Here is a 19,892-nt window from a genome sequence, read left to right on the forward strand (position 1 = left end):
CCGTCCTCGCCGTTGACACGGATTTTCAGACGTCTTGCCTGTGCATCACCAAGGTTGGAGCAGCTTCCTACCTCGAAGTATTTCTTCTGACGCGGAGACCATGCCTCAACATCGACCGATTTTACTTTCAGGTCAGCCAGGTCACCGGAGCAGCACTCCAGAGTACGAACCGGGATATCCATGGAACGGAACAGGTCTACGGTGTTCTTCCACAGTTTGTCATACCACATCATGCTGTCTTCCGGTTTGCAGACAACAACCATCTCCTGTTTCTCGAACTGATGGATACGATAAACACCACGCTCCTCGATGCCGTGTGCTCCTTTTTCTTTACGGAAGCACGGAGAGTAGCTGGTCAGGGTCAGAGGCAGTTTCTCCTCCGGGATGATGCTGTCGATGAATTTACCGATCATGGAGTGCTCGCTGGTTCCGATCAGGTACAGATCCTCGCCCTCGATTTTGTACATCATGGACTCCATCTCAGCGAAGCTCATAACACCGTTTACAACGTTGCCGTGGATCATGAACGGCGGTACACAGTAGGTAAATCCGCGGTCGATCATGAAGTCTCTTGCATAAGAAAGGATGGCAGAGTGGAGGCGTGCGATGTCGCCCATCAGATAATAGAATCCGTTTCCGGCAACTTCTCTTGCTGCGTCCAGATCGATTCCGTCGAAGGACTCCATAATGTCGGTGTGATACGGGATTTCAAAATCCGGTACAACCGGCTCGCCGAAGCGCTCTGCTTCTACGTTCTCGCTGTCATCTTTTCCGATCGGTACGGAAGGATCGATGATGTTCGGGATCACCATCATGATCTTTTTGATTTCTTCTTCTACTTCTTTTTCTCTTGCAGAAAGAGCCTCGATGCGGGAACCGTCAACAGCTACCTGTTTCTTTACTTCCTCAGCCTCTTCTCTCTTGCCCTGGCCCATCAGTGCGCCGATCTGTTTGGAGATTTTGTTTCTTTTTGCACGAAGTGCTTCTACTTCCTGTTTGATGTCACGGTTTTCTTTGTCCAGCTCGATGACTTTATCAACCAGCTCCAGTTTCTGATCCTGGAATTTATTTCGGATATTCTGTTTTACAACTTCCGGGTTTTCTCTTAAAAACTTAATGTCTAACATAATTTCCTCCTAGTAGATCTTATCCCCTCATTTTGGCGGGATTCTTTTTGTTCTTTCCAGCCCGGAACCGCTGCCGTTTTTCCAGCATTTATGCGGGTTTGGCGCGTTCCAGTACCATCATATAACAGTATATGCATTTTTTCAAGCGTTCTTTCATGCTGTTTACAGTTCACCCGCGCCATTCGCAAAACCGCGCTTTCAGCGCTCTCCGCTGCTTCGCAGCTCTTTTTGCTCATACCCTGGCGCTCCCTTCGTGCATTCATAGAGACAGATTTTCATGCAAGCATGAAATCTGCCTCCACGAATGCACGAGTGAACTTTTGCCCTACATCAGATCGATCGAATTCATCGTAATTGCCTGGCGCAGCGCGTCGATTTCCTCGGCGCTCAGCATGATATAGGACTCGCCTTTTACGATCTCTTTCAGATATAAAAAGCAGTTGTCACGGCTGTGGATTGCATTCAGGATAAAACCTGTGTTTTCTTTGTCGAGCATTGCCAGCGCAAAACTCATCTTTCCGCCCACATCGTCAAACGCATCATATTTTACGATTCCGTATTTGTTCAGCGTCATGCCCTGGATCTTTTTCAGATCCGCAAGATTCTTTTTCGTCAGCTCATTCTGCTTGTTCAGTTTGTCAATTTCCTTGAACCGCTGATGAAACAGCTTTTCGAGTGACTGGGCGTCTTTTCCCTTCATAAAGCTTCTGTACTTCTGGTTCAGTCTGCTCAGACGCAGCGACATGCTGACCGTCATAATCATCATCACGATAATCAGTACAATCAGAAGAAGTACAACAACGCCAAGGTCAATTCCTACCTTATTAAATAAATCGCTCATTATTCTACCTCTTACTGTATTGATTCAAACAGATCCATGATTCTCTCGAGCTCTTCCTGGGAATAATACTCGATCTCGATCTTTCCTTTGTGTTTTGCCCCGCGGTGAATGGAAACCTTCGTACCAATGATGCTCTTAATTTTCTCTTCCAGACCTTCGTAGATGGCTTCCTCTTCCAGATTGACTTTCTTTTCTTTCTTCACCTTCGGATTCAGGATCTCTTTGACCAGGCGCTCAGTCTCACGGACACTGAGCTTTTCATCGAAGATTTTCATTGCCGTATTGTACTGGAGCTCTTTATTCTCCAGCGCCAGCAACGTACGCACATGACCGGTTGTCAGCATTTCATCGACAACCATCTGCTGTACCCTGTCGTCCAGTTTCAGGAGACGCATCGAGTTTGTAACCGCCGTTCTGCTCTTGGAAACGCGCTCTGCGATTTCATCCTGGCGGAGATGGAACTCTTCCATCAGGCGTTTGTATGCGTGTGCCTCCTCAATTGGATTCAGGGATTCTCTCTGGATATTTTCAATCAGGGAAATCTCGACAACTTCCTGCTCGGTAAAATCTTTGATGATGACCGGTACTTCTTTGATTCCGGCAAGCTTTGCAGCCCTCCATCTCCGTTCTCCTGCGATGATCTCATAATAATCATCTTTTTTCTGCACCAGAATCGGCTGCAGAACTCCGAACTGTTTGATGGATTCCGAAAGTTCGATCAGGCCGTCCTCGTCAAAGGATTTTCGCGGCTGTTCGCGGTTCGGTTCAATTTCGGAGATCTTCAGTTTCATCTCGACTGGTTTTTCGACAACTTTTTCAACAACCTTTTCGACTACTTTGACCTCCGGTTTTGCCGGTTTCTCTTTTGCTTCTGCTTTGGCCGAATGTCCCGGTGAAATCAGGGAATCCAGGCCCTTGCCTAAGCCTCCTCTTCTCGCTGCCATTACTCTTCATCCCCCCTGTGAATCACTTCGTCTGCCAGGAGACGGTAGCTCTCTGCACCGGTGGACCGCTTGTCGTAATAGTTGATCGGCATACCGTAGCTCGGTGCCTCCGCAAGGCGGACATTTCTCGGAATAATGGTTTTGTAGATATTCTGATCCAGGCTGTCTTTTACGTTTTCTACTACCTGCAGCGAAAGATTCGTTCTCGCATCGTACATGGTAAAGACAACGCCTTCCATCTCCAGTTCCGGATTCAGACGCTCCTGCACCAGCTCAATCGTGTGCATAAGCTGGGATAAGCCCTCCAGTGCGTAATATTCACACTGAATCGGCACCAGAACGGTGTCTGCGGTGGTCATCGCGTTGATTGTCAGCATATTTAAGGATGGCGGACAGTCAATAATAATGAAGTCGTACTGATCGCGGACCTGATCAATTGCGTTTTTCAGGATGAATTCTTTGTCTTCCACCCCAATCAGCTCGATCTCCGCTCCGGCCAGATTGACATTGGAAGGGATGAGGGAAAGATTGTCAAATTTCAGAGGGATGATACAATCCTCCAGTTTTGACTCTCCAAGAAGCAGCTCATAGATGGTATTTTCCACTTCATTTTTCTCTACTCCCATTCCGCTGGTGGTATTTCCCTGCGGGTCCATATCAATGGTCAGAACTTTTTGTCCCATTTCTCCCAGGCAGGAAGAAAGGTTAATTGCGGTGGTGGATTTACCTACGCCGCCTTTCTGGTTGGCAATTGCAATTGTTCTTCCCAAAATATGTATTGCCTCCTTTCATCTTTTTGTTTTCCATTTGCAGTTTTTCCCTTTTACAGGGAATGACCTGCCGGCACTTCTTTCAAAAAAATAATTCATGCGGCAGGTGTTTTGGCATATAGATAGGAAAAATCTTCTTTTCTATGCCAGTCTATCTGAGAATTTCTTCAGATTCCATCTCAAAATTGCCCCAAATTGGGACAAAGATATTTTATCATACTACGCCGGATTTTACTACTGGAAATGTTTCACGTGAAACATTTTCTGCATTTTTGCATGATTGGGTGGCGTGAAACACGTGAAAATTGGAGATTTTTGGTGATGTTTCACGTGAAACATTTTGATTTTCTCGACATCTTAACGCTTCCCGAACTGTTTTTTCCATGGTACAATATGTCTATCCAAGAAGCTGCTGCTTTTCTGGTAAATTCATATAAAATAGAAGTAAGGAGGTTTTCGCCATGTTTGAGGATGATTATCTGCTGCGTTTGATTAAAGAAATGGTTCGAACGGTTTTGAAGCTGGTTTTTAACCTTGAGCTTAAGGACGATGATCCTGTATCGGTTGTTTTTGAATCAGAAAATGCTGAAAAAATGTTATATATGCTGACGGATCTGGCTGATCTGGGCTTCATTGATGATGCAGAAAACCAATTGTATGATTTTACACAGAATCCTAAAGATATGGAGGCATTGAAAGTGGCACTGCTCTTCTATTCACATTTAAATCAGATGGATAACGAATTTCTGGAAGATCATGATTACAGCCGGGACGAAGTCGTTTCCGGGGTGAAAGATGTACTGGAAAGGTATCATCTGGATGGTATGAGCGCTCTTTTTTAAGGAAATGCTGCTATTCTGATTGTTCATTGCAAAAAGTGGTGTTTGGGACATTCTAAAAGCCCTTAAACGCCTCTTTTTTGCATAAAAAGTACTCTTTTATTGCTTTCTATTCTATTTCCCGTTACATTTTTTCATTTTCTTTTCAAATTTATCGTTTTTCTATCTACCATCTTCCATTAGTAAGAGAGATAATCCGTGAAACATCCTGTTTTTTCATTTTCTGCTCTTTTCATACCATTTTTTATTGATTTTTCCCATTTTTCAGACCAGGCAGCATATTTTCTGCTTTTTTATAGTTTTAACGTTTTTTTCTCTCTTAGACATGCTTCACTCCCTCTCCATCTTCCTGGCTTACCTTTCTCTCTTTTTTTGCGTGCAATTTTACGTTTTTCCCAATTCTCAACGCTTTTTATTCTTTTTTTCTGCTTTTTTCACCTCTTACTGCCATTCTTCAGCTCCTTCTCCCCTTTCGCTGCTTCTCTCGCCTGTTTTTTTTTGCTTTTTCGTCCATCCCTTACTGCATTTGCCTCTTTTCAGCCGTTTTTTTCCTTTTCTCAGCTCATTTTTATCTTTTTTTCTATTTTTTGTCTATTCCGCTGTTTCTTGCCCTCTTTTCGCCATTTTTCAGTTTTTCCTCCATTTTTTCGTTTCTACTTATGTCACTCTTCCAGGCTCGTTTTTTCACGTTTCACACCCCTCAAAATGTTTCACGTGAAACATCGTTTTTCACGATTTCCGGTCTTCAGCGGTCAGTGAGAAGCGATTTGCTTTTTCTCTTCCCGAAAGTCACTCTCGTTTTTAGTCTCTCCAATTTTTAAAACAATCGTATTCTCTATCCCATTTTGGATTTTTCCGTATTTTTTACATTTTTCCTGTATTTTCGCATGTTTCACGTGTTTTTCTATCTTTGTTTTCGCTCTTTTATTAAATTATTTAATTACATTTTTATATTTTCGTATAAATTGAACTTTTACATTCGTTTTTCCGGATTTTCCAAAACATTTACTAAACGCGTTTCAAGGCCACTTTTTCATGGATTTTTGCCAATCTGGAAGGATTTTATCCCGTAGTGCCGTTTTCATGCTTTTATGTGTATTATTGCATGATTTTTTTCTCTGTTTTTGCAGTTATGTAAACCGTTTAAATATACCTTTCACAATTAGTTGACATAACGTAGCACGTCCGGAATTGTCTACACTTTTCGCCGAATTGCGCCTTATTTTCGTCTCTTTTTCTCCTTTTTCCTTTAATTTTTGCATTGTATCTTTCCCTTTTTTCGCTTATAATAAGCTCAACACAACGTTTCGAACCGATTCCTCCCCTCCGGGAGACCCCTGAAAGGAGTTTTATCATATGAAACACAGCAAAAAACTGGTCACATTAAGTGTCCTCACCACGATGTCCGGCGCAGCGATTTACTTTCTGAATAAGACGCTTGATACCGCCGCCGTACGGAAAAACCTGCTCGCATCGGCCGAAAAAGAGACCTTTTCCTGGCAGTTCGGCGATATTTTTTACACAAAAAAAGGCACCGGAACCCCGATGCTCCTGCTCCACGACCTGAATTGCGCCTCCAGCGGCCGCGAATGGCAGTATATTGAGGACGCTCTCGCGAAAGATCACACCGTTTACACGCTCGATCTCCTCGGCTGCGGCCGTTCCGACAAGCCGGCGATCACGTACACGAACTTTTTATACGTACAGCTCATCGTCACCTTCATCAAACAGGTCATTGGATGTCCAACAGACGTGATTGCATCCGGTTTATCCGGCTCTTTCGTCGTAACCGCCTGCAATACGGCCCCGGATTGCTTCGGCAGAATCATGATGATCAACCCGACCGATCTCGCGAAGCTCAATAAAATCCCGGATAAACGCAGCCGCTTCCTGAAACGCATGATCGAGCTCCCGCTCATCGGAACGCTGCTGTACCATACGCTCACCGGCCGCTCCAACATCGAGCTTTTATTCACTGAGAGCTATTACCACAATCCATTCCACCGCTCCCCGGAGGACGTAGACGCTTTCTACGAGTCCGCACACCTCCAGAACAGCGCCGGAAAGTACCTTTTCGCAAGCCTGGCGGGCAATTACGTGAACCTCAACATCGGCCACGCCTTAAAACACATCGACAACAGCATCTTCCTGGTCGGCGGCGAAGAAGAGCCTGGCATCGCAGAAACCTTTGCGCTGTACACGGCACTCAACACCTCCATCGAAACCCAGATCCTGCCAAAGACCAAACACATGCCGCAGATGGAGGCCCCTCAGGCCCTCTTAGAGCAGATCCAGATCTTTTTCGCACCGGTGCAGTAACCCCCCCTTCTGCTCCCGACTGCAATTCAAAAAAACAGGCAAAAAAATGGAGGATTTACTGATTTTTTAACGTCAGTAAATCCTCCGTTTTTTCGTTTTTAACCCGGCTTACAGCCAGTTTTTAACGCATTCTCTTCACTCCGGCTCTTCCTCTGCTCCCGGATAATCCGTCGGCGGCGCTGTATACGTTTCCATTCCTTCTTTTATCTCTTCCAGCGTATAAATATTGATTCTCTCCTCCGGCGCTGCATCCGGGGCAAATTCCACCGTTTCTCCCAATGCAAGCATCATCGGCTCATCCGCATCTCTTTTCTCACTGGCAATCTCATACGCGTTTACGTATTCTCCCGATGAAGTCTCTACATACTGTCCAAACCCGTCGCAAAGCCGGTAATAAACGTCTCCTTCCGCAGCTTTCCCCAGAAAATACAACGATTTCTGCCCGATCACCGGATCAAGGTCGCAGAAGCTGATCTGGATATAGTTCTCCCGGCGTTCCTCCTCCGGATACTTTGCCTTTAACTCCTCCGCATTCCAGTACATAATGCCCGCATCTTCCATGGACCGCAGGTACTCTTCCACCGTAACCGCTCCGCCCAGCTTTCGAACAGTAATATTCTCTCCCGGTTCCAGATCCCCTTTCAGGACCTCATCCACCCGCAGCGAAATATCGGTTGCAATCTCGATTCCCCCTGCAAAACACGTATAATCTTCCACCGTTCCCAGAACAATGAGGTCGCTTCCCTCTTTCTGCTCATAAAAACTGTTATAAAACCGATCCCACTCCTTCTGCCCTCCGTACTGCATATTCACCTTTGCCGGATCCAGATTTTCAAACCGCATTTTTGGCTCTTCTGCTGCCGTTTTCGCATTCCCACAGCCGCTCAAAAGAATACACAATAATGCAAAACAAACGATTTTCATCTGCTCACCCCCGTCCATAATCTTTTTATATCCCCATTATACTTCTTTCCATTTTTGCAATACAATCTATGTTTTTTCACAGATTTTCCGGCTCTTTTTTGTCTATATTCACGCATACAAAAAACGGAGGATTTACTGTTTTTCTCTCAGTAAATCCTCCGTTTTCAATTTTAATCAGCTTTCACCGAATCCTTATTCCGCCGAATCCGAAGCGCTGTCAGAAGAACTGTCATCCTCCGTCTTTGCCGCAAGCAGTGTCTCGTAATTTTCCAGCATCGTCTTCACGTTATTTTTATTCACCAGCGACGGAATTCCATCGTCATCTACGGTGTAATAGAAGCTCGAATCATACGGGCTGTAAGCAAACGTAAGGTCCCCGTCCGTCATATGGAATACTGCTGTAAACTCGGCATCCTGCGCCTGTGCAAGGCCTGTATCCTTTGTCTGCGCCTTCAGGCCGATCAAGGATGAATAGAAGGTCGTAAAGGTCGATTTATCAATCGTTTCATCGCCACAGGTGTAGCTGATCTCCTGTGTCGTGGAGTCGTCATCGTCGCTCTTTACTTCTTCTACGTGGCGTACGTACGTCTTCGTCTCTCCGTTGTACGTAATGTCAAGACTCGTCAGATCTGCCACATTTTCCATGCCGACATACATATTCCAGAAATCAGAAACCGTCTTTTCCGTGAACGCATCAATGTTGGAAGCCGTCATCAGATGTACTTCGTTTGAGCCGTCCAGCATCACGTAATAGGAACCGCCGTCCTCATTTGCATTGCCGACATACAGCACCAGGTCTTTCTCCACGGTAACGGTTGTCGTTTCGGAAGAAGAGCTCGATGACGTACTGTCACTCGAAGCTGAATCTGTCGTGGAGTCTGAAGAAGTATCTGCCGTTGTTGTATCGTCAGCCTCAACTTCCTGCTCCTCCGTGTAATGTACGCGGATCGTCGTCTTCGGCTGATCCAGTCCGTACGCGGCAAGATCCGATGCGTTGTACGTAACGAGATCTCCAAAACTGAGAGACGCCACCGCACTCGTCATGGTGCTGATCGAATCCGCATCACCGCCATGTGCTGCTCCATCCGCATCCACAACCTGCCATTCATCCGTCTGGAGTGCCGAGTCAGCGGCGCTTACTTCTTTCGTCAGCGTATAGCCGTTCTCGCCCTCCACCTGGATTTTCGTAATATGATCCGCAGTCACGGACGGCATCGACTCACTGGTCGCCCACTCCATGATATCGGATGGAAACATCGTTCCAAGCGGTGTACTCACCATGTAAACCCTGCTCGTATCGTCATTCAGATAAACATAATATTTGCTCGATCCGTTCTTATCGCCGACATGAATCGTCGTTGTCTCGCCGCCTGCGGTCACGGTAACCTCCTCGGACGGCGTCTCGAGCCCAAAATCGGCCATAGAATCGATTTCATCGCCTTCAATGACTCTTTCTGCGGCCATGCTGCTGATAGAGCTTAAAACGCTCGTTACCTTGCTTTCATCCAGCGGAAATCCGTCCTCCTGGTCGTACGTCCAGGTATCCGTATCGTCATCCCCCGTGGTTTTCGTAAAGGACGCCGTCTCCCCATTAATCTGAAACGAAAGCGCCGTCACATCATCCTTTGAAATATCAACTACCTTTTCGCTGTCTGCACTGGAATCCGAACTGCTGCTGTCCGTATCAGCGGTGCTGTTTTTCTTCGTCATCACCGCCAGTACGGCAAGAAGCAGTACCAAAAGGATCAGGCAGGCCGCCATCTTTCCTTTTTTCTTCATCACTGTTTTCTCCTCTTCATCCAGATCATCACTCCAATCACAACAAGTACCAGCGGAATTCCCGCAATGGTAATAATAGACCAGGTGTTAACTGCTCCCTGTGTAAATACCAGGTTTGTGTAGCTTGTGCTCTTGCTTGGAATAACAACGGTCTGCTCCACATCACACATGGATGTCAGTGCAGTCGCTGCCAGCTTCGAGTTCGCACCGCTGATTGCCTGGTCAATCTGGCTGCTCAGCATGGATGCGCTGGAGAAATAAATGATCTGGGTCTCTTTATCGTCCACGGTCTCCGTGATGGAAACGCCAAGGTCAAATGCTCCCGTCTCGCTGTCCGCACTCTTCGACCAGGTACTGTTCTCCGGGTCGTTCTCAATGTAAGCGTCCTCAGTTGTCGTCAGCAGGCTCTTGATCGTAATGGTATCACGGTAAGAATCCATCGGCTGAATCGCCTGTGCAACCGGCATCAGAATGTAGTTGCTCTTTACCTCGGTGGTAATGTCATCACTTCCGATATTCGGCAGCAGGTAATACGGCATCTGCGGATAATAATGCTGGGAATCGGTCTCCACAACAATTCCGCTGGAGCGTTTCACGCCATAATTCTCCAGAATGGAATCCAGATTTGGCATATCCGTTCCGGTATAGCTCGTAAATATCAGCAGTTTTCCGCCGTTTTCCAGATAGCTGATGACTTTATTTGCCTCATCCTCTGAATAGTCAACGGTCGGGGACATAATCACAAGCTCCTTGGCATCCTCCGGGATATCGTCTGTCATCAGGGACAGCTCGCTGATTTCCACGTTGTTTTTGCTGATGGCATCGCTGAAGTTGGAAGAAAGATCACTCTCAGAAGGCTCATTGTGGCCGGTGATCCAGTAAACTTTCGGGTTATTGTCACTCGTTACGTAGGTGATGGCGCTGGTAATCTGACCCTCGCCGTCAAAGCCTGTCGTCTGTGTCTGGTACGTCTGATAGTTCGTGGAAGTCTCCCACATATCACTGTTGTTTACCACCTTGCTCTTATCGCCGCACACGACAATGACGCTGTTTGCGGCTACCGTCTGATCCGTATACTGGCTCGTAAATTTCGGATACAGATCCGGGTCTTTCTGCTCTACTTTAATGTGATCGGACAGATCCTCGTAGTGCTGAAGCAGTTTCTGAATCGTATCGTTTTCACTGCCCTTCTGTACGATATAGTACAGGGTAACGTCCTGATCCAGATCCTTTAATGCGGTTTTTGTATCATCCGTAATGGAGTACATTTTCTGGGTACTCAGGTCAATCTGTGTTTTGCTTGTCGGAATCTGCGCCACAATCAGGTTAATAACCACAATCACGGCCAGAACGATCACCGTCATAATCGAAGAATAGGAGCCCTGTTTCAGGTGTTTCTTCTGCTCCTCGCCGGTAAACACTTCCTTCAGATGTTCTTTGGAGAACGTCTTTTTCAGCTTTTCCTTGATGTTGAAATTCACTTTATGCTGTTTCTTTTCTTTCTTTTCGCTGCTCATCGTCTCCACCTCCTAATTCCAGCGTTTCTTCTGCAGGGACTGCATTGCAAGGAAAGTGCAGATTGCAATGACGGACAGGTAGTAAACAACACCGCCGATGTCCAGAATACCGTTCACAAAATTATCCATATGGCCTGCCATATTGAATACGCCGAGCAGATCCTGGATTTTTCCCTCGAGAAGGGTGGATTTCGTGAAATAAACTGCCGTCAGCGCACCCTCGCCGATCACGGCAATCACACCGGTAATGATCGGGTTTTTAATCATACTGCCGATCCAGAGGCATACCAGCGCGATGATGATAAAGAACGCAAAGAAGGAGCTTCCGGCTCCCTCCGGGAAGAAATTTGCAATACCGCTCTCCACGTAGCACAGGAACAGAATCACAAAGCCCACAACGGCTGCAATGACCTGACTCTCCGTGATGGAAGAAACGAACACACCGACCGAAATATAGGCTGCTCCCAGCAGGAAATAGCCAAGGATCGAGGTGTAGGATACAGCGTAGGAAACCGTTCCGTGGGTTCCAAGAAGCAGCGGATACAGGCACATAATCAGCACCGGAATCACGTAGATCGTAAGAAGCGCCAGATATTTTCCAAGGATAATATCGGAAATCTTCACCGGTGCGGTTAAAAGTAACTGATCCGTCTTATTTTTCTGCTCCTCCGACAGGACCCGCATCGTCAGAACCGGTACTGCGATCAGCAGAATAAATGCGGAATTCTGCAGCGCGTATCCGATCTCCGGGTAACCCTGCTGCAGGTTGATGGCCGTAAAATACAGGCCGAACAGCGCCAGAGTAAACGCCATAAACAGATATCCGACCATACTCGTCAGATAGCTTTTTAACTCTTTTTTATAAATCGCCGTCATTGTGCGTCTCCCTCCTCCTGTTTTGTTTCAGCAGCTGTTTCTGCTGTGTCTGTATTTTCCTTTTCAGGCACCTCTCCGGCAGCGTTTTCCGCTGTCTCCGCCTCGCGCTCTTCCCGTTTCTGCTGCTCTTTCTCTGCTTTTTTCAGCTTTCTCGCGGCTTTTCCGGAATCATCGGTCAGTTCAAGGAAGACATCTTCCAGTGACATGGAGGAGGATGTCATCTCGAGGATCGGGCAGTTGGCCTTTGCCAGTGCGTAAAACAGTTCCTCGCGGATATCCTTGTCCTTTTCCGTGGTAATTTTTACCTTAATCTGCTCCTCATTCGGTGTATTTTCATACTGGATCTCTTTTGCATCGAGCGCATTAAGCGCCGGAACCAGCTGCTTTCTCGTTCCGTGAACAGTACATGTAACCGTGTTTGATCCAAGCATCAGCTTACTTAAGTTTTCCGGGGTATCGCTCGCAACGAGCTGTCCCTTTGCGATAATCATGACGTAATCGCAGACGGCGCTGACCTCTGAAAGGATATGGGAACTTAAGATAACGGTATGTTTTTTACCCAGTGATTTGATCAGATCGCGGATCTCAATGATCTGCTTCGGATCCAGGCCTACCGTCGGCTCATCGAGGATGATGATCGGCGGATAACCGAGCACTGCCTGTGCCAGTCCGACCCTCTGTCGGTATCCTTTCGACAGGTTCTTGATCAGACGGTTCTGCATATCGGTGATCTTCACCAGATTCATGACCTCAAGAATCTGTTTCTTTCTCTGATCCTTTGGAATTTTCTTTAATTCTGCCACAAATTTCAGATATTCCAGAACGGTCATATCCGTGTAGACCGGCGGCAGCTCCGGCAGATAGCCGATGCATTTTTTTGCCTCCTCCGGCTCCTCCAGGATGTTGTGCCCGTTGATCAGTACTTCACCTTCCGTAGATGCCAGATAGCCGGTGATGATGTTCATGGTCGTTGATTTTCCGGCGCCGTTCGGGCCAAGGAAACCATAGATCTGGCCTTCTTCTACGGTAAAACTCAGGTTGTTGACAGCTACGTGGTCGCCATAGCGTTTCACCAGGTTTTTAACCTCTATCAATGTTCCTTCCTCCTTGTTTCTTAAAGCAGTTCCGGCCTGGCCTTTCTGGCAAAAGAGCCGGAGATGCTCTCATTTTCTAAAGACACTTTATCTTATTCTGAAAATGTGATAATTTGCTGGAAAATTTGTGAAAAAACGGTGAAGCCAAATGATCGTTTCTTCTGTTTTTGACGAAAAATCAATTTCTTTTACGATAAGAATCATGTATACTATAACGTATCCGCTGACGGACGCTTTTCTATTTTTACTCCGCCGCGAAACATTACGCCGGACTTTTCCTGTCCGGGACTGGAGATTTTAGGAGACTTTATGAATAAAAAAGACTACTACTGGGCCAAGTATATGCTGATTTTCGGCTTTTTCTGCATCTGCTTCGGCACTTCCATTTTCCTGAAAACCGAACACGCTCCCGATGAAGCGATGCGGATGCTGATTCCGGAATACATCGTCTCACACCACGCACTGCCGAACGGCATGGAGGAAGCGGTGCGCCATCCGCTGTGGGGCTTTTCCTACGCGCTGTATCCGTATCTGACTGCGATCATCAGCTCCGTGTTTATGGCCATTACATCGCTGTTTACGAAAAGTGCAGCGGCTCTTTTAACTGCCGCCCGCCTCACCAGCGTTCTTTCCGGCACCGGCACACTGATCGTTGTTTTTCTGATCGGCGAAGAGCTCTTTGAACGGCGCGAATCGGCACTGCTTGGCGGCATTTTCGTCGGCTTCCTGCCGCAGTTTGTGTTCCTCTCCTGCTATGTGAACAACGATTCGTTCGCCGTTTTCACGGTCGCGCTGATCATCTACTTCTGGATCCGCGGCATGAAAAGCGCATTCTGCAAGAAAGACTGCATCGGCCTTGGAGCAGGCTGCGGACTCTGCGCGCTGTCGTACTACAACGCCTACGCGTACCTGCTCGTCAGTATTCTGCTGTTCTTCGCGCTGATGATACATTTCAGGAAACCGGCAAAGAAGATTTTCATCAAAGCACTGACTGTTTTTGCCATTGCCTTCCTGATCGGCGGCTGGTTCTTTATCCGCAATGCCGTCATCCACGACGGTGACCTGCTCGGCATGCGCACCTCGAATGAATCCGCATCGCTGTACGCAGCCGACGAATACAAACCGGAAAACCGGCAGACACCGGCATCCAAAGGCTGGAGCTTCAAACAGACGTATTTACAGACCCCCGAAGGCCGTACCTCCAACTGGCTGTTCTCAACCGTCAGCAGTTTCATCGGTTCGTTCTCCTACATGACCGTCCATCTTCCGATGGTTCTCTACCTGCTGTACGGTGCCCTGATGGCGTTCGGATTTCTGCTGTTCCTGTTCCTTAGTCTGGTCCCGCACTGGCTCCGTGAAAAGCCGCAGCTTCTCCTCTTTGTGATGCTGTTTCTCGCCTGCCTGATCACGCTGTTCATGGACATGTACAACACGTATTTCAGCGATTACCAGTCGCAGGGCCGCTACCTGATGCCGGCACTCGTCCCGCTGATGTTCTGGATCGATGACGGCTATTCTTCACTCACTGCAAAGCTTCCCGGTGAGTGGAAACGCGCCTCCTGCCATCTGACACTCCTGCCGGGAACCATCTGGCTCGTACTGTTTCTCATCAGCTACGTCGGATTTCTGATTCCGGGCTGTTGTATGGCATCCTAAACGTTTTCAGAACGTCAAAAAGCGCTGCAAAGAACTTTTTTCTTCTGTTCTTTGCAGCGCTTCTTTTATTTTCTTTGATTTTTTTACTGAATCGGCTCCTTCGCCGGTGTTCCCGCTTTTCTCGGGTACTTTTTCGGCGTTGCCTTCCCCTTCTTGATGCAGACAAACGATCTCTCGTCCTCCGTTCCCGTAAGCTGGAAATAAACCGGCTCTTTTGCCTCGCCGCCAAGCACATGAATCGCTTTTTGGGCCGCAGTAAGCTCCTCATTCAATTTGCCCGATTTATACGAGACAAACCGTCCTCCGACCTTCACATACGGCAGACAATATTCCGAAAGAGAGCTTAAATTTGCTACTGCGCGCGATACCACGAGATCAAACTGCTCCCGGTAATCCTTCTGGCGTGCGAAATCCTCGGCTCTTCCGTGAATAGCCGTGATCTTCGAAAGACCAAGCTGTCCGATCACCTCATTCAGGAATTTCACCCTCTTATTCAGTGAGTCCAGCAATACAACTTCCACATCCGGAAACGCGATTTTCAGTGGGATTCCCGGAAAACCGGCTCCCGTTCCCACATCGAGAATGCGTCCCGCCTGTGCCACATCACAGACCTTCACCAGCGACAGGCTGTCGAGGAAATGTTTCGTGATAACCTGATCAAACTCCGTAATCGCCGTCAGATTCATAAACGAATTCCACTCCACCAGCAGCTCGTAATACTGCAGAAACTGTGTTTTCTGCTCCTCGGAAAGTGTGATTCCAAGCTCAAAAAGGCCGCGCTCAAATCCTTCAAGATTGTATTCTTTCATGTTGTTCTCCGTTGTTCTCCGTTCTTCTCTATTCTTCCAAGTGCCCGCTGCACTTTTTGTTACGATTCACGCAGCGTGAAAACACTTGCTGCTTCGCTGCATAAGAACGTAATTCCGGCATGCATATCTGTCCTTTATTTATGTCCCAGATACACCAGCAGAACCGAAATATCTGCCGGGGAAACGCCCGAAATACGGGATGCCTGGCCGATGTTGATCGGGCGGTACAGGTTCAGCTTCTGTTTCGCCTCGATGCGCAGGCTCTGGATCTCGTCGTAATTGATGTCTTCCGGAATTTTCTTCTCTTCCATCTTTTTAAACTGCTCCACCTGCTTCATCTGGCGCTTGATGTAACCGTCGTACTTGATGTTGATGTTGACCTGCTCCTGCACATCCTCCGGCAGTTTGGGTCTTTTCGGATCTACTTCCGCCAGCATCTTATAATTCAGCTCCGGCCGACGGATCAGCTCTGCGAGCGAACTTCCGCCGGAAAGCAGCGTCGATCCATACTCTTCCAGAAGCTCATTGATGTTCGAGCTCGTTCCCACATACGTATTCTCCACGCGCTCAATCTCTTCCTGAATCTGCTGTTCTTTTACTTTCAGTGCCTCATACTGCTCCTCGCTGATCAGTCCCACGCGGTAGCCGTATTTGCGCAGACGCAGGTCCGCGTTGTCCTGACGGAGCAGCAGACGGTATTCCGCGCGGCTCGTCATCATACGGTAAGGCTCATGGTTCTCTTTCGTTACGAGGTCATCGATCAGAACACCGATGTACGACTCGGAACGGTCGAGCACCAGCTCTTCTTTTCCCTGCACGCAAAGCGCCGCATTGATGCCCGCGATCAGGCCCTGTGCCGCAGCCTCCTCGTATCCTGAACTGCCGTTAAACTGGCCGCCGGAAAACAGATTTTTGATCGCCTTGAACTCCAGGGACGGCAGAAGCTGTCTCGGGTTGATGCAGTCGTACTCGATCGCATACGCATTCCGCACAATTTTTGCATGCTCCAGACCCGGCACGGTGTGATACATCGCAATCTGTACATCCTCCGGCAGCGAACTCGACATGCCGCCGACGTACATCTCGTTTGTATATCTTCCCTCTGGCTCCAGGAACACCTGGTGGCGGTTTTTATCGGCAAATTTTACAACTTTATCCTCAATCGAAGGACAGTACCGCGGACCAGTTCCCTCGATCATGCCGGAATAGAGCGGCGACCGGCTGAGATTTTCGCGGATGATTTTGTGCGTCTCCTCGTTCGTATACGTCAGCCAGCAGGATTCCTGATCGATCTGTACACTCTCCGGATCGGTCGAGAAAGAGAACGGCACAACCCGCTCATCGCCGAACTGCTCTTCCATCTTGGAGAAGTCGATGCTCCGCTTGTCGATACGCGCCGGTGTTCCGGTCTTAAAGCGCACCATCTCCACACCGTTTGCTTTCAGGGAATCCGTCAGATGCGTTGCCGCCTGCAGACCGTTCGGTCCCGTATACGTGCTCACATCACCGTAAATGCACCGCGCATTCAGGTAAACACCGGTACAGAGCACTGCAGCCTTGCAGTGGTAAATTGCACCGGAAACGGCTTTTACGCCCGTCAGAACGCCGTCTTCCACGATCAGCTCCGCAATCTCCATCTGGCGGATCGTCAGATGATCGGTATTTTCAAGAACCTCGCGCATCGACTGGCTGTACGCCCGCTTGTCTGCCTGCGCACGCAGTGAATGCACCGCCGGTCCCTTTGATTGATTCAGCATTTTCGACTGAATAAACGTCTTATCAATATTTTTACCCATCTCGCCGCCGAGCGCATCGATCTCTTTTACGAGGTGTCCCTTCGAGGTTCCTCCGATGTTCGGGTTGCACGGCATCATCGCGATGCTGTCGACACTTACCGTAAATACAACCGTTTCCAGCCCCATCCGCGCTGCCGCAAGTGCTGCCTCGCATCCCGCATGGCCCGCACCGATGACGGCAATATCAATTGTTTCTTCTAAAACTGCCATTTTTCCTGTCCTTTTCTATCTAAACTCTACGAACTGTTTCGTGACTATTTGCCTGTACAGAACTTGCTGAAAATCTCATTCACAAGGTCCTCTCCCACCGCTTCACCGATGATCGAGCCAAGTTCCTCATACGCATTCATGAGGTCAATCGAGAAGAAGTCCTCCGGCATGCCCATTTCGATACTGCCTGCCGTCAGCTCCAGACTCTTTTTTGCCTCCAGAAGTGCCTGTTTATGGCGCGCATTCGTGATGTAAACCTCATCGTTGAACGAAATTTCACCCTGGAAAAACATCTTTTTCATCTGCTCCTCCAGCTCTTCCATGCCCGTCTCTTCCCGTGCCGAAATGCTGATGACCGGAGCGCCTGTCTTCTGCTCCATCTCCTCTTTTTCGATCACCGCGGTCAGATCTGATTTATTCAGCAGTACAATCGCCTTGCGCCCTTTCAGAATCTCCATAATTTTCGCATCATTCTCATCGAGCGGCACCGACGCATCCACCACGTAGAGGATCAGATCCGCATCTTTTGCGTGTTCGAGCGCACGGTCCACGCCGATTTTCTCGACCGTGTCCGCCGTCTTGCGGATACCCGCCGTATCGAGAATCCGAAGGGAAATACCCTTCAGCACCAGATTTTCCTCGAGCACATCTCGCGTCGTTCCGGCGATATCCGTTACAATCGCTTTTTCCTCGCCGGCCAGCAGATTCAAAAGCGACGATTTTCCGGCATTCGGCTTTCCAAGAATAACCGTCTTGATGCCCTCCTGGATCATCTTACCCTCATCCGCAGATGCCAGGAGCTTTTCAACCTGCTTTTTCTGCTCCGCAACAACCACGGCCAGCCGCTCCGGGTATCCGTCCAGACTGATGTGCTCCGGGTCATCAAGCGCCGACTCGATAAACGCGATCTCATAAATCAGCTTCTCGCGGATCGCACGGATCGCCTTTTTCACCGTTCCGCGCAGCTGGCTCTCGGAGCTTTTTAAGGCATACGCACTCTTTGCCGAGATGACATCCATAACCGCCTCGGCCTGCGTCAGATCCATTCTTCCGTTCAGAAACGCCCGTTTCGTAAACTCACCCGGATCTGCCGCCCGCGCACCGGCATTTAAGACTGCCTCGAGCACTTTTTTCACCGCCAACACCCCGCCGTGACAGTCGATCTCGACGGTATTCTCGCCCGTATATGTTTTCGGCCCTTTCATCACCATGACAAGGACCTCATCAATCACTTCCTCCCCTTCGGTAATCCATCCATAATGAATCGTATGGGATTTGACCGCGGAAAGCTTTTTTCCTTCTTTTTTTGCCCGGAATACGCGGTCCGCCACTTCGAACGCATCGTTTCCGCTGATTCTTACAATACCAATGCCCGCCGGTGCCATCGCTGTGGATACCGCAGCAATCGTATCATCCAAATGAAACCCTGCCATTGTTTCCAGTCCTTTCTAAAACCTCTCTTTTTGTCAGCATTTCTATTTTAGCAGAAAACCACAAAAGACGGTACCCCGTATTTTCAACAGGTACCGTCTTTTTGCGTGTTTTTTATGCTTTTCTTATCGTTTCGGCGCTACAACAACGTGGCGATATGGCTCGCTGCCCTCGCTGTAGGTCTCCACAAATTTATTTCCCTGCAGTGCAGAGTGGATGATTCTTCTCTCGTAAGGATTCATCGGCTCCAGAGAAACCGGTCTTCTGGTCTTTTTCACTTTGTAAGCGATGTTTCTTGCCAGGTTTTCCAGTGTTTCTTTTCTGCGTTTGCGGTAGTTCTCCGTATCAAGTTTGACACGAACATAATCCTTCTGCTCTTTGTTGACCACAAGGCTGGTCAGATACTGAAGGGAATCCAGTGTCTGTCCGCGTTTTCCGATCAGGATACCCATATCCTCACCGGCGAAATCAACTTCCAGAGAACCGTTCTCGGCATTGTACTCCATCTGGATCTCAACCGGGAGCTCCATGGCTTTGAATACACCGCTTAAGAACTCAAGTGCCGTTGCCTTGATCTGGGCGATTTCCTCGTCTGTTCTCTGAACAACCTCACGCTCTTCTCTTGGCTCGGAGCGTCTTGCAGTTTCTGCCTGACGCGGAGCAGGTTTTCTTTCGGTTTCTTTCTTTACAGCTTCTTTTTTCGGCGCCTCTTTTACCGGTGCAGGAGCTGCCTCTTTTTTCTCCGGTTTCTGGGGTGCTTCCGGTTCTTTTTCCGGTGCGGCTTTTACAGCGGCACGGATCACAGCCGGTTTACTTCCGATTCCAAAGAATCCGGAACTGCCTTCGCTGATGACCTGGATCTCCAGTTTATCGCTGGCAGCCTGAAGCTCAATGCAGGCTTTTGTAATGGCGTCGTCCACGGTTTTTGCGGATACTTCGATAAACTCCATAAAGATTTAC

17 protein-coding genes are annotated in these 19,892 nt (G+C 48.2%); 3 read left to right on the top strand and 14 right to left on the bottom strand.

The features are described 5' to 3' along the window. The 5 genes from serS to ACY2VT_RS11370 form a co-directional block, all read right to left on the bottom strand. Positions 1-1,127, bottom strand: a 1,127-nt coding sequence (serS, locus tag ACY2VT_RS11350) for a serine--tRNA ligase (RefSeq protein ID WP_461879969.1), incomplete at its 3' end; no start/stop codon positions are given. Beyond that, positions 1,121-1,363, bottom strand: a complete 243-nt coding sequence (locus tag ACY2VT_RS11355; RefSeq protein WP_461879970.1) for a hypothetical protein — start codon at positions 1,361-1,363, stop codon at positions 1,121-1,123. The genes ACY2VT_RS11355 and serS, both read right to left, overlap by 7 nt. 89 nt (positions 1,364-1,452) lie before the next feature. Beyond that, positions 1,453-1,968: a DUF4446 family protein gene (locus ACY2VT_RS11360; RefSeq protein WP_461879971.1), complete on the bottom strand. Its 516-nt coding sequence runs from the start codon at positions 1,966-1,968 to the stop codon at positions 1,453-1,455. A gap of 11 nt (positions 1,969-1,979) precedes the next feature. Further along, positions 1,980-2,912, bottom strand: coding sequence for a ParB/RepB/Spo0J family partition protein (locus tag ACY2VT_RS11365; RefSeq protein ID WP_022461755.1), 933 nt, complete (start codon positions 2,910-2,912; stop codon positions 1,980-1,982). Continuing rightward, on the bottom strand, positions 2,912-3,682 hold the full coding sequence (locus tag ACY2VT_RS11370; RefSeq protein WP_461874763.1) for a ParA family protein: 771 nt from the start codon (positions 3,680-3,682) through the stop codon (positions 2,912-2,914). Before ACY2VT_RS11370 ends, ACY2VT_RS11365 begins: the two co-directional genes overlap by 1 nt. 461 nt (positions 3,683-4,143) lie before the next feature. On the opposite strand from ACY2VT_RS11370, the gene ACY2VT_RS11375 reads away from it, so the two are divergent. Continuing rightward, positions 4,144-4,524: a DUF6483 family protein gene (locus ACY2VT_RS11375; protein ID WP_461879972.1), complete on the top strand. Its 381-nt coding sequence runs from the start codon at positions 4,144-4,146 to the stop codon at positions 4,522-4,524. Positions 4,525-5,877: 1,353 nt separating this feature from the next. Beyond that, positions 5,878-6,840 (top strand): alpha/beta fold hydrolase, encoded by a 963-nt coding sequence (locus tag ACY2VT_RS11380; protein WP_461879973.1) that lies wholly within the window; start codon positions 5,878-5,880, stop codon positions 6,838-6,840. 135 nt (positions 6,841-6,975) lie between these two features. Here the strand turns inward: ACY2VT_RS11380 and ACY2VT_RS11385 are convergent, their stop codons facing one another. From ACY2VT_RS11385 to ACY2VT_RS11405, 5 genes are all read right to left on the bottom strand, one after another. Further along, positions 6,976-7,764: a hypothetical protein gene (locus tag ACY2VT_RS11385; protein WP_461879974.1), complete on the bottom strand. Its 789-nt coding sequence runs from the start codon at positions 7,762-7,764 to the stop codon at positions 6,976-6,978. A 192-nt stretch (positions 7,765-7,956) separates the two neighbouring features. Then, the gene (locus ACY2VT_RS11390) at positions 7,957-9,543 is read right to left on the bottom strand and encodes a DUF4340 domain-containing protein (protein WP_461879975.1); all 1,587 of its coding nucleotides are present in this window, start codon (positions 9,541-9,543) and stop codon (positions 7,957-7,959) included. Beyond that, positions 9,543-11,060: a Gldg family protein gene (locus ACY2VT_RS11395; RefSeq protein ID WP_461879976.1), complete on the bottom strand. Its 1,518-nt coding sequence runs from the start codon at positions 11,058-11,060 to the stop codon at positions 9,543-9,545. Before ACY2VT_RS11395 ends, ACY2VT_RS11390 begins: the two co-directional genes overlap by 1 nt. Before the next feature lie 12 nt (positions 11,061-11,072). Then, entirely contained in the window at positions 11,073-11,936 is an 864-nt protein-coding gene (locus ACY2VT_RS11400) for an ABC transporter permease subunit (RefSeq protein WP_349142004.1), read from the bottom strand. After that, positions 11,933-13,030 carry an ABC transporter ATP-binding protein gene (locus ACY2VT_RS11405; protein WP_461879977.1) on the bottom strand — a complete coding sequence of 366 codons (1,098 nt, stop codon included), beginning with the start codon at positions 13,028-13,030 and terminating at the stop codon, positions 11,933-11,935. The genes ACY2VT_RS11400 and ACY2VT_RS11405 overlap by 4 nt, the downstream gene beginning before the upstream one ends. Positions 13,031-13,339: 309 nt before the next feature. Here ACY2VT_RS11405 and ACY2VT_RS11410 point away from each other — a divergent pair, with 309 nt between their 5' ends. Beyond that, positions 13,340-14,686, top strand: a complete 1,347-nt coding sequence (locus tag ACY2VT_RS11410) for an ArnT family glycosyltransferase (RefSeq protein ID WP_461879978.1) — start codon at positions 13,340-13,342, stop codon at positions 14,684-14,686. Positions 14,687-14,769: 83 nt separating this feature from the next. Here the strand turns inward: ACY2VT_RS11410 and rsmG are convergent, their stop codons facing one another. The 4 genes from rsmG to jag form a co-directional block, all read right to left on the bottom strand. Beyond that, positions 14,770-15,495, bottom strand: a complete 726-nt coding sequence (gene rsmG, locus ACY2VT_RS11415) for a 16S rRNA (guanine(527)-N(7))-methyltransferase RsmG (RefSeq protein ID WP_461879979.1) — start codon at positions 15,493-15,495, stop codon at positions 14,770-14,772. 134 nt (positions 15,496-15,629) lie between these two features. Next, positions 15,630-17,501: a tRNA uridine-5-carboxymethylaminomethyl(34) synthesis enzyme MnmG gene (gene mnmG, locus ACY2VT_RS11420; protein ID WP_461874753.1), complete on the bottom strand. Its 1,872-nt coding sequence runs from the start codon at positions 17,499-17,501 to the stop codon at positions 15,630-15,632. A gap of 44 nt (positions 17,502-17,545) precedes the next feature. Further along, complete coding sequence (gene mnmE / locus ACY2VT_RS11425; protein ID WP_055225963.1) at positions 17,546-18,934, bottom strand: tRNA uridine-5-carboxymethylaminomethyl(34) synthesis GTPase MnmE; 1,389 nt, start codon at positions 18,932-18,934, stop codon at positions 17,546-17,548. Positions 18,935-19,057: 123 nt separating this feature from the next. Further along, positions 19,058-19,882, bottom strand: coding sequence for an RNA-binding cell elongation regulator Jag/EloR (gene jag / locus ACY2VT_RS11430; protein WP_461879980.1), 825 nt, complete (start codon positions 19,880-19,882; stop codon positions 19,058-19,060). Between the last annotated feature and the right edge of the window lie 10 nt (positions 19,883-19,892).

The sequence above is a fragment of the Fusicatenibacter sp. genome, from assembly GCF_050872605.1.
In the GTDB taxonomy this organism is placed as follows: Bacteria; Bacillota; Clostridia; order Lachnospirales; family Lachnospiraceae; genus Fusicatenibacter.